Below are 10,567 nucleotides of genomic sequence, written 5' to 3'. Positions count from 1 at the left end.
ATAAATGGTCCCAGCGGTACGCGAGTAGCTTGTTTAATTCTCGCCGTATGCAAAGCAAACCATAGTCCGCCGAGCGACGGATGAACCTGTGCATGTCAACTGATGGGCCCCTGTTTCACTGATAGGTTGATCGCAGTGTTTAGGCAGCGAGGCGAAGGCACCTGAGAGTGAGCGACGTGTGGCAAGAGTGCAGTTGGACTCACCGTTGTCCTCGATCCATTCTGGCAGCAAGGCGGCGATGTGGCAGCGGTTGTGAAAGACTTCGTTTTTCACCGGGCGAAGCCTCCCTCGCCTTTTGATCCGAAATGCATCCTCGGCGACGTCGTCCTTGCCTGCAAACCTAATCGGCATGCGTATCTTGCCTGACCAGCTCTTAATTGTCTTCGGTGCTGCCCCGCTGCCATTTAACGAAAATAGATGCCGCGACCGTTTTGCCGCGATGATCGAACCAGAGCTTGGACGTTTTGGAGTGCTGCGCATCACAGAGGCCGACATGCCCAGGTCCAAACGCGCCGACCTGGCGCTTGCAAAAGGGGCGATGCACCAGCCGATGGAAGTCAAAGGCCAGTGGATCGACGACGTCTGGGATGCGGCTACAGGTCAGTTGGACCGGCAGTACCTAATCGACTGGCGCTCGGAGGGCCGGGGCATCTACCTAGTGTTGTGGTTCGGAACCGTAAGGGCGGATAGCGGACGGCGATTGAAAGTGCATCCAGACGCGCATCCCGCTCCTGCCGACAAGGAAGAAATGCGCCGCATTATTATCGATCGCATTCCAGCATCTCGCAGGGACCGCATCGATGTTGTCGTGTTGGACCTTTGCTCGGGCCGAAAGTAGCCACCAAACGTCCACTGGTAAGCGCTTCTAGTCCAAACGGCAAATCGCGTAAGAGCAATGTGTCGGGGCCCGAAACTCTTTAGCAACCGAATATTTCTGGGCATCTCAAGAGAACTGGCCTTCAGAATTCGAGGCTGAGCGTTGTTAGGCTTCACTTGCCTACAACTAGGGAGATACGGGTCCTAGAATAATAGAATAATAGAATAATAGAATATGAGCCGAGCTCACCGATAGCCGAGCGGTCTGACGAACATCGACCAGAACCGGCCGCATGAGCTCCGATCCGAACGCTCGCCGTGGTGCTCTCTCCGGCGAAGCATGACGTGCACATTGGGTGTCCGATGCGATCGAAGTGCGCTCACCCCTCAAATCCACCGGCTGAAGTGCGTGAAATCGACATCAATGCCGTTTTCGACACTGACGTTGCGTCTTGAGGCGGCTCTCCAGAGCAAGATAGTGGCGAGTCGACTGCCTATCTATGCATAGAGCGCCAAGAGCTTGGTGTCGGCGCTGCCCCTTCAATCTGCGTATTCCGACAATCGCCGTAGACTGGCGGCAGACTGATGGGCATGCGGAGATGGGCTGTTGGATCTAAGACACAACCGACGTTGTGAAAGTCAAGCCGTTGTGACGAGGCATCGCTTCAATGGCGTCCGACAACGTCTCCACCAGATAGTCGCCGTACTTCCTGGAGATGTCCTCTCCCGAATGTCCAGTGATGTGATCGGTGATATCCTCTCTGATCTTGAGAGAGCGATGGAGGGTCTCGAAACGGTGCCTCCAGGCGTGGTTGGGCTGCACGCCGCGGATCTTGAGATCGTTCCGCACCCATTCTGCCAATCGTTCGCCGACCTTGTCGGCCTGTCGATGCATATCGGACCCTCCGTTCAGCTCGGGTTCGTAGAACAGCGGCTTGTCGAGCTTCTGACGCTTCTTCACGTAATTGAGGAAACCCTGCTCGATGATATGCGAGTGAATGGGGATAGTGCGGGCCTCGTTGTTCTTGGTGCTGCCGTCCTCGGGCGTGATCAGCATGCACCAGTACTTCCTGCCGTTCGGCGTAGCCTTCTCGAAGATCCTCGACGAGTGCATCTGACCGATCTCGCCGACACGAGCCCCGGTGTACGCGCAGATCCATGGCACCCAGCGCCGCGCGGCTCTCCGGGCCTCGGTGAAGCGCGGGGGCGACTCCATCAGCGTCGCGGACAGGATGGCGTGGGCCTCCTCGAACGTGAAGCTGCTCTCGCGCAGCTTGATGGTCTTCTTTCGGATCTTGAGCTTCACGTCGGCAGCGACATTCGTCCTGATGCTCGGAAAGGCGGTGTTCCCCGCAGCGAAACCCAGAATATTGCGAACGGCCGCGAGATCGCCGAGCGAGACGGTCTTTGGATTGATGCCGTCCTCTAGGCGCCGGTCGCGCCATCTCTCGACGTCGAGGCTGGTGAGCGTTGCGACATCGGTCTTCTTGGCAAATGCCATCAGCATGCGCAGCTTGCCGGACCAGCTCTTGTAGGTCTTGTCGGCGACCTTGGAGATAGTGCGCCACTTCTTCAGCAGCACCTCCGGATCGACCTCGCCACCGGCGTCCTTCGAATTGGCCATGGTCGGCGGAGGCGGCGCGGGTGGAAATCGGCCGGCCTTCGGGTCGTCCGTGAAATCGCCCATCGAATTGCGGAGAAGCTGTGCGTAGGCATCGCGTTTCGCCAGCGCTACGGCGCTGCACAGTTTCACGAACGATGGGGCATCGAGGTTGTCGTTCCTGGCATCGAGGAACGCCCGGACCTCTGCGCCGAGAATACGAGCAGCGCTGTTGGCCCCCACCGACCACGGTCCCATGATGACGAAATGAGCCCCCGGCGTCCTCTCGCGGGCCGGCAGCACGCGCTGCAGCTCCGCGATCTCCTTCTCCCATTGCTCCGGATGTCCGGGGTTCGCTCGATGGAGTTCGACGATCGATCGATAGATCTCGCCGGCGAGCCCATGCGCCTCCATCTGGCTCAGCGAGCGCTCGGGAAGATGTGGCTTCACGAACTCGGCAGCCTCTCGCATCTGCTGCCACTCGGCCTCGATCTCGGCGACGACTTGGGTGAACCGTCGCTTGGCCTCCGGGAGCTCCTTGGTGCGCAGACTGCGCCGGATCTCGTCCTTTTTTACGATGGGCTTGAACTCGACCGGCACCCATAGACGGGCGTACCAGACCTTGGTCGTCGGATGCATCCAGGGGAGAGTCATTTTCGGGGCCATCCTGTATCACCTTCCTGTATCACTCGGACCTTATGAAGTCCTTGCTACACGGTGCTTTTCAGGATCTCTGCGGCTCTTGGGCCGAAGTGGCGGAGAGAGAGGGATTCGAACCCTCGAGACGGTTACCCGCCTACACACTTTCCAGGCGTGCGCCTTCGACCACTCGGCCATCTCTCCGCATCGCCGTGCAAGTCCGGAACCGGACTGCGCGCGACCACGTTGGGCCGTTGCGAGCGTGGCGCAATATAGCGATGAACTTTGCGGGCGCAAGCCAGAGATTGGACCTGTTACCCATGTTTTTCGATATGGCGCCAATCTCTTGTGGAGCGAAGGCAGGACGTGGCACAATCATTGAGTGCAGGGGCGGAGCGGTCGCCGCCCGCGAGCACGGGACGGGGTAAATGCGGATAGCCTTGCGTATCATAGGCACATGGCTCATCGGGCTTGCACTGGTGTTGCTGGTCATCGATGGCACAAAGACATTGGCAAGCAATGTCGCCACCTTCACGTCTCTGGGCGATGTGTGGATGCAGGTCAGCGCGCAAAACCTTGATGCGCTTCGACAATTTTTGCATAGCCGGTTCTTCGCGACGCTGCTCGACAATGCGCTCGATGTGCTTTTGACCTATCCGGCCTTTGCCGTCATCGGCTTGCCCGGCATTCTCTTTGCGCTGCTGGGCCGCTCGCCACGTCGTGAACGGTTTTTGCGCGCCGAAGAAATCTGAGCCTACAAAAGAGACCCGCAAATCCCCATATCATGGGGCGAAAGGAGCATTTCATGTTCTTCCGCACCAAGCCGACATCTATTCCTTCTGCTGCTGAGGCCCTGCCGGGCCGGACGGTGGAAATGCCTGTGGCACCTGAACATTTCGTCAATGGCAAGAGCCTAAAAGGCCCCTATCCCGAGGGGTTCGAGACCGTCTATTTCGGGCTCGGCTGCTTCTGGGGCGCCGAGCGGCTGTTCTGGAAACTGCCAGGCGTTTACGTGACCGCCGTGGGTTATCAGGGCGGACATACGCCGAACGCCTCTTATGAAGAGGTATGTTCAGGCAAGACTGGGCATACCGAGGCGGTCAAGGTGGTCTATGACCCCAAGGCTATCTCATTGGAAACACTGCTGAAAACCTTTTGGGAAGAGCACGATCCGACCCAGGGCATGCGGCAGGGCAATGATGTGGGGACCCAGTATCGGTCTGCCATCTATACGACGACGCCCGAGCAGGCAGACATCGTCGCCCGCAGCAAGGACGCTTACCAAAATGCCTTGCGTGAAAAGGGCTTAGGTCCGATCACGACGGAAATTGGTGAGGCTGGTCCGTTCTATTATGCCGAGACCTATCACCAGCAATACCTCGCCAAGAACCCGAACGGCTATTGCGGGTTGAATGGCACCGGCGTCTCTTGCCCGATCGGGCTGGGCGTCGCTGCCGAGTAGCATTTTTTCACGGCGTAGCGGTTATCCGCTGCGCCGTTTCTGTTAGCAGTCCGTTAACATTGAGCACCCCCTACCTCACTATCATGACCCGGCCGGGCTTCGAAGCCTTCGTCGCGCGCCTGCCCGCCGTTTCCGTGGTGCGGCAATGGCGTGACGATTCGGTCGCCAAGGTCGGGGATAAGATTTTTGCGCTGCTCGATCGCGACCCCGGCGAGGTGTGGTGCAAGGTGTCGGAGATGTCGTTCGATCTGCTCACCGAGATGCCAGGAATCCGACCGGCGCCTTATTTTGCGCGGGCGGGTTGGGTGGCGATTTCGGTCGATAGCCCGCTGACGGGTGACGAGGTGGAAGCCTATGTGGTCGAGGCGCACCGGATTATCGCGGCAAAGATGAGCGCGCGGAAACGACGTGCGCTCGGGCTTGATCATCTGGAGATCAAGGGGCTGGATTAAGGCCCCCTCACCCGCCGCGTTGCGGCGACCTCTCCCCCAGAGGGAGAGGTGCGCTTCGCGCTCCACCAGCTCTACTGCAGTTGCGGCTTGACCAGAAAATCGTTGCGGTCGGCGGTTTTGACGCGGACCCAGGATTCGCGGCCGGAGCGGACGATGCGGAGGGCGAATTCGGAGCCGGCCGGAGCCTTGGCCCAGAGTTTTCGGTAAAAATCGCCGAGGCCTTCGATTTCCTCGCCGTCGAGTTCGGAAATGATGTCGCCGCTCTTGAGGCCAGCTGTATCGGCCGGGCCGCCATCGGAAACGTTCATCACCACGACGCCATTGTTGCGCTCGGCAGAAAAGACGCCGAGCCATGGCCGTGCCTCGCGCGCGGCCTGGCCAGTCGTGACGAGATCATCGAGAATGGGTTTGAGGAGATCGATGGGCACGACCATGTTGATATCGGTCGTGTCGCCGGCATTCATCATCTGGAGGCGCAACGAGCCGATGCCGATGAGATTGTCATTGTTGTCGAGCAGCGCGGCCCCGCCCCAAGAGGGGTGGAAGGGCGAGGTGAAGATCGCCTCGTCGAGCATATATTCCCAATAGCCGGCAAATTCCTGGCGGGCGACGACCTCGTTGACGACCTCTTCGCCCTCGCCGTCGATGATGCGGCCGATATCGCTGACACGCGCGCCGGCCGAACTGCCAAGCCGCAGGGCCGGCAGGTCGAGATCGCCCATGGCCTGGACGAGGCCAAAGCCGGTGACCTGGTCGATGCCGACGACATGGGCGGGCACGACGCGCTCGTCATGGGTCGTCAGCCACACTTCCTCGGCTTCGGTGACCAGATAGCCGATGGTGACGATGAGACCCTTGTCGTTGATGACGGCGCCGCTGCCTTCGCGCACGGTGCCGAGGGTCGAGGCCGTGAACGCGGTTTCGGGGATTTGAGCCCGCAAGGCGACGACGGAATGGCGCGGATTGGTGGACATGGGGCACTCCCCTCGCTTTGGTGTTGCTCCATTAGATATGCCGCGATGCGGCCAAAGCAAGGTGAGCACACGGAGGGCTGATCTGCAGGACGGGTCAGCGAGGCATTCAAGAGTGAATAGCCAGCCGCCACATTTGGTCAATTCTATACGGGGATGGCGAGAACTATACCTTGTTCAACAGAACAGGAGCTTGCCATGACCATCGACGGAACGACGATGTCCCTTTCTCAGCCTGCCGCCAACCCAATCAAGGGCACCGCCTTGCTGCTCCGCCTCGAAGCCCTTGCGGCCGTGGTTTTTGGCGTGACCGCCTATGCCATGCTTGGCCAGTCATGGATCGTTTTCGCGGTTCTGTTTCTCGTGCCCGATGTCTTCATGGCCGGCTATCTGGTGTCACCGCGCGTTGGCGCGTGGAGCTATAATCTCGTCCATACCTATGTGACCCCGGCGCTTGTTGCGGCCAGCGGCTTTGTGTTCGGGCCGATCGCCTTTGGAATCGCGGCGATCTGGGTGGCGCATATCGGCATGGACCGCATGCTGGGCTATGGGCTCAAGAAGGAAACCGGCTTTCATGATACGCACTTGGGTCGTATTGGGAAGAAGTGAGTTTTCCAACGTCCACTGCGTCATTCCCGCGAAAGCAAGTATCCCTTGGATCTGGAATAGAGCTTCTCGCTTGCGCGGGGATGACCCGGAGGTGGGTTATTGGCTTGAGTTTGCCGGGGGGCCAAAATTCCTACTTCACCATCCGATAATCCACATGTGTGGCAAAGCGGGAGTGCCGGGCGCCGGTCGTTTCGAGCTTCGCGTTAAGCCCATCCCAGAGCCGTTCGCCGTCTTGGGCGATGAGCGGGACGAATTTGAGGTGCAGTGTGTCGACGAGGCCGAGATTGAGATAGTTGCGCAGTGTCGTGACGCCGCCGGCGATGGAGACATTGCGATCCCCGGCCGCAGCGCGAGCGCGTTCGAGGGCGACGGCTTCGCCTTCGGTGACGAAGTGGAAGGTGGTGCCGCCCTCCATTTCGATCGGGTCATGGGCGTGATGGGTGAGGACGAAGACCGGCGCGTGGTAGGGCGGGTTTTCATCCCACCAACCGCGCCAGGACTCTTCCCAGACAGTTTCGCCGGGGGCGGCGAACATGTTGCGCCCCATGATGAAGGCGCCGTAATCGGTGACGGCTTTGACCTCATCGGCATTGTTGGCGCCGTCTTCAAACATCCAGCGCGCGAGGTCACGCGGATTGATCGTGCCGAACGGATTTTCGCGGGTCTGGTTGAGCCCCGTGCCGAAACCGTCGAGCGTCAACATCATATGGGCGGAAACGGTCTGGGGCATGGCGCACTCCTCAATGTCTGCCTGTGAGGAAAGGACAGCGCTTCAAAACTGTCAAGGAACGGCTCTCCGCCCCCGCGCATTTCGGGCCTATGGCTTACGAACTTTATTATTGGACCGGCATCCAGGGCCGGGGCGAATATGTGCGGCTGGCGCTCGAAGAAGCGGGCGCGGCCTATGAGGACATGGCGCGGGTCGAGGGCGATGGTGTCATCGAGGCGCTGGCGGAAAAGATCGCTACGCCAAGCTTTGCGCCGCCAGTGCTGCGGCATGGCGATGTGGTGGTCGGGCAGACGAGCGCCATTCTGTTTTATCTCGGCGGCACGCTTGATCTGGCGCCAAGAGATGAGCGGCTCAAACTTTGGACGCACCAGATTCAACTCACCATCGTCGACTTCGCGCTTGAGGGGCATGACGTGCACCATCCGGTAGGGATGGGCAAATATTACGAGGAGCAGAAGCCGGAGGCGCGGCGTCGGGCCGCGGAATTTCGCGACGAGCGGGTGCCGAAGTTTCTAAAATGGTTCGAGATGATCTTGGCGCGCAATCCGGCGGGACCTGAGTTTCTGGTCGGGGAGCGGCTGAGCTATGCAGACCTCTCGCTGTTTCAAGTGATGGAGGGGTTGCATTATGCCTTCCCCAAACTGATGGGGCGGATCGCCGGGGAGTTTGAGCGGGTCGAGGACCTGCGCGAGCGCGTGCGGGCGCGGCCGAATGTGGCGGCGTATTTGCGGAGCGAGCGGCGGCTGGCGCCGAATGAGAGTGATTTGTTCCGGCATTATCCGGAGCTGGATGGGTAAGGCTGGTTAGGGTACATCGGGGCTCACCCTTTTCAAGAGCACAGCGTCATCCCCGCGAAAGCGGGGATCTCTCTTTGGCGCCTAACGGTAGGATTCCCGCTTTCGCGGGAATGACGTCGTGGGTGAGAAGATGCGGTTCGGCAACTTGCTGTCATCCCGGCGCAGGCCGGGATCCATCCTGAGATCTCAAGATGGGCCCCGGCCTTCGCCGGGGTGACACTCAATTGATTGGGGAGAATTCGACGCCTTCTATCCCTTCGGCCTAGGCGTCAGCCCGTGCAAGAAGAGCTGTTCCAGATATCGCGCTGCATCCTCGAAACGCCCTTCCCCGCCGCGGCCCTTGCCGAGGATTGCCCGCACCTGGACGTCGAAATCGGCATAGTGCTGGGTGGTCGCCCAGATCGAAAAGATCAGGTGATAGGGATCGGTGCGGGAAATCTTGCCCTGGTCCATCCAGGTCAGCAGCACCTGGGCTTTTTCCTCGACCAGGGCCTTCAAATCCACTTCGAGCATATCGATGATATGCGGCGCGCCGCGCAGCATTTCATTGGCAAAAAGCCGGCTTTGGCGCGGAAAATCGCGCGCCATTTCGAGCTTTCGCCGGATATAGGAGCGGATTTCGACGAAGGGATCGCCATCAGCGCGCATTTCTTCGAGGGGAGCGAGCCAGGTGACGAGGAGCTCGGACATCAGGCGGCGATGGATCTCTTCCTTCTTCGGGAAATAATAGAGCAGGTTGGGTTTGCTCATGCCGGCCACTTCGGCGATCTGATCAATCGTCGCGCCGCGAAAGCCGTGGACCGAAAAGACCTCGAGCGCGGCTTCGAGAATGATGTCCTGTTTTTCGCGCTGGATGCGCGTGACCGGCCGCGGCTTTGCGGGGGCCGTGGCGACTTTGGCGTCCGCCTTGTGCTGGCGCTTCGGAGCGGGCGATGAGCCATCCGTTGCCATCACCTTCGGTGACGCTGCGATCACCTTCTGTGACGCTGGAGATTTGTTTTTGGGCGCCATTTTCGTCTTGCGGGAATGAACAGGAGTGCTAACATTTTTCCAACTGGTCAAAAATCTGGCGAATGCGCTTCCCTGTCAAGCGCCCGCGCAAAATGACCGGACCATGCCAAGGGAGCGACTTCGCCGTGTCCACTTCAACCGTCGTGCCGAACGATCTCAACGCGTTCTGGATGCCGTTTACGGCGAACCGGCAATATAAGAAGGCGCCGCGCATGTTCGTGGCCGCCAAGGACATGCACTATACGACATCGGACGGCCGCCAGGTGCTCGACGGCACGGCCGGGCTCTGGTGCTGCAATGCAGGCCATGCGCGGCCAAAAATTGTCGAAGCGATCGCCAACCAGGCGGCCGAACTCGACTATGCGCCAGCTTTCCAGATGGGCCATCCCAAGGCATTCGAACTCGCCAATCGCATCATCGACATCGCGCCCACGGGGCTCGACCATGTGCTGTTCACGAATTCCGGTTCAGAATCGGTCGAGACGGCGCTCAAAGTGGCGCTCGCCTATCACAAGGTGAAGGGCGAAGGCTCGCGCACCCGCCTCATCGGGCGCGAACGCGGCTATCACGGCGTCAATTTCGGGGGCATTTCGGTGGGCGGCATCGTCACCAACCGCAAAATGTTCGGCACGCTCCTTACCGGCGTCGATCATCTGCCCCATACGCATAACCTTGCCAAGAACGCGTTTTCGAAGGGCCTACCGGAGCACGGCGTCGATCTTGCCGACGAACTCGAACGCATTGTCACTCTTCATGATGCCTCGACCATCGCGGCCGTCATCGTCGAGCCGGTGGCCGGGTCGACCGGCGTACTCATCCCGCCAGCGGGCTATCTGCAGCGCCTCCGCGACATCACCAAGAAGCACGGCATCCTGCTGATTTTCGACGAAGTGATCACCGGCTATGGCCGTTTGGGCACGCCGTTCGGAGCCGACTATTTTGGTGTCGTGCCCGACATCATGGTTACCGCCAAGGGCCTGACCAATGGCGTCATCCCGATGGGCGCGGTGTTGGTTTCGGCCGAAATCCACGACGCGTTCATGAACGGGCCGGAACACGTCATCGAATTTTTCCACGGCTATACCTATTCCGGCAATCCCATCGCGTCGGCCGCAGGGCTCGCCACGCTCGAAACTTATCGCGAAGAAGGCCTTCTCACCCGCGGTGCGGAACTGGCGCCGAAATTCGAGGCGGCGCTGCATTCGCTAAAAGGCCTGCCGCACGTGATCGACATTCGCAATATCGGTCTTGTCGGCGCCATCGAGCTCGAGCCAATCGCCGGCCAACCGACCAAGCGCGCCTTCTCGGCTTTCCTCAAGGCGTTCGAACAGGGTCTCCTCATTCGCACGACGGGCGACATCATCGCGCTCTCGCCGCCGCTGATCGTTTCGGAAAGCCAGATCGACGAAATCGTCACCAAGCTTGCAGGGATCCTCAAAACGCTTGAGTGAAATGGAACAAATATTCTACACACTCTAAA

11 protein-coding genes and 1 tRNA gene are annotated in these 10,567 nt (G+C 59.8%); 7 read left to right on the top strand and 5 right to left on the bottom strand.

The window, feature by feature from the left end:
- The first annotated feature begins 349 nt into the window (after positions 1-349).
- Positions 350-838 carry a hypothetical protein gene (locus tag ASG47_RS10915; RefSeq protein ID WP_061908795.1) on the top strand — a complete coding sequence of 163 codons (489 nt, stop codon included), beginning with the start codon at positions 350-352 and terminating at the stop codon, positions 836-838.
- Between the two features lie 591 nt (positions 839-1,429).
- Here the strand turns inward: ASG47_RS10915 and ASG47_RS10910 are convergent.
- Positions 1,430-3,070 (bottom strand): DUF6538 domain-containing protein, encoded by a 1,641-nt coding sequence (locus tag ASG47_RS10910; RefSeq protein ID WP_156464061.1) that lies wholly within the window; start codon positions 3,068-3,070, stop codon positions 1,430-1,432.
- A 99-nt stretch (positions 3,071-3,169) separates the two neighbouring features.
- A tRNA-Ser gene (locus ASG47_RS10905) sits at positions 3,170-3,259 on the bottom strand.
- 224 nt (positions 3,260-3,483) lie between these two features.
- Between ASG47_RS10905 and ASG47_RS10900 the strand changes: the two genes are divergently transcribed.
- The 3 genes from ASG47_RS10900 to ASG47_RS10890 all read left to right on the top strand — a co-directional run bounded on the left by ASG47_RS10900 (position 3,484) and on the right by ASG47_RS10890 (position 4,969).
- A complete protein-coding gene (locus ASG47_RS10900; protein ID WP_061908791.1) occupies positions 3,484-3,807 on the top strand; it encodes a hypothetical protein in 324 nt (107 codons plus the stop codon).
- A gap of 53 nt (positions 3,808-3,860) precedes the next feature.
- Positions 3,861-4,517: a peptide-methionine (S)-S-oxide reductase MsrA gene (gene msrA, locus ASG47_RS10895; RefSeq protein WP_061908789.1), complete on the top strand. Its 657-nt coding sequence runs from the start codon at positions 3,861-3,863 to the stop codon at positions 4,515-4,517.
- An 83-nt stretch (positions 4,518-4,600) separates the two neighbouring features.
- On the top strand, positions 4,601-4,969 hold the full coding sequence (locus tag ASG47_RS10890) for an MmcQ/YjbR family DNA-binding protein (RefSeq protein ID WP_061908787.1): 369 nt from the start codon (positions 4,601-4,603) through the stop codon (positions 4,967-4,969).
- A gap of 71 nt (positions 4,970-5,040) precedes the next feature.
- On the opposite strand, the gene ASG47_RS10885 is transcribed toward ASG47_RS10890, so the two are convergent.
- Positions 5,041-5,943, bottom strand: coding sequence for a S1C family serine protease (locus ASG47_RS10885; RefSeq protein ID WP_061908785.1), 903 nt, complete (start codon positions 5,941-5,943; stop codon positions 5,041-5,043).
- A gap of 195 nt (positions 5,944-6,138) precedes the next feature.
- On the opposite strand from ASG47_RS10885, the gene ASG47_RS10880 reads away from it, so the two are divergent.
- Entirely contained in the window at positions 6,139-6,549 is a 411-nt protein-coding gene (locus tag ASG47_RS10880) for a DUF4260 domain-containing protein (protein WP_244487076.1), read from the top strand.
- Between the two features lie 130 nt (positions 6,550-6,679).
- Here the strand turns inward: ASG47_RS10880 and ASG47_RS10875 are convergent, their stop codons facing one another.
- Complete coding sequence (locus ASG47_RS10875) at positions 6,680-7,279, bottom strand: dihydrofolate reductase family protein (RefSeq protein ID WP_061908783.1); 600 nt, start codon at positions 7,277-7,279, stop codon at positions 6,680-6,682.
- 89 nt (positions 7,280-7,368) lie between these two features.
- Here ASG47_RS10875 and ASG47_RS10870 point away from each other — a divergent pair, with 89 nt between their 5' ends.
- Entirely contained in the window at positions 7,369-8,076 is a 708-nt protein-coding gene (locus tag ASG47_RS10870) for a glutathione S-transferase (protein WP_061908781.1), read from the top strand.
- Positions 8,077-8,325: 249 nt separating this feature from the next.
- Here the strand turns inward: ASG47_RS10870 and ASG47_RS10865 are convergent, their stop codons facing one another.
- Positions 8,326-9,087 (bottom strand): TetR family transcriptional regulator C-terminal domain-containing protein, encoded by a 762-nt coding sequence (locus ASG47_RS10865; protein WP_244487075.1) that lies wholly within the window; start codon positions 9,085-9,087, stop codon positions 8,326-8,328.
- 170 nt (positions 9,088-9,257) lie between these two features.
- Between ASG47_RS10865 and ASG47_RS10860 the strand changes: the two genes are divergently transcribed.
- Positions 9,258-10,538, top strand: coding sequence for an aspartate aminotransferase family protein (locus ASG47_RS10860; protein WP_244487083.1), 1,281 nt, complete (start codon positions 9,258-9,260; stop codon positions 10,536-10,538).
- Positions 10,539-10,567 lie beyond the last annotated feature (29 nt).

Source organism: Devosia sp. Leaf420 (assembly GCF_001425445.1).
In the GTDB taxonomy this organism is placed as follows: domain Bacteria; phylum Pseudomonadota; class Alphaproteobacteria; order Rhizobiales; family Devosiaceae; genus Devosia.
Note: the sequence above shows the minus strand (reverse complement) of the source record. Positions and strands in the feature narration are given on the sequence as shown.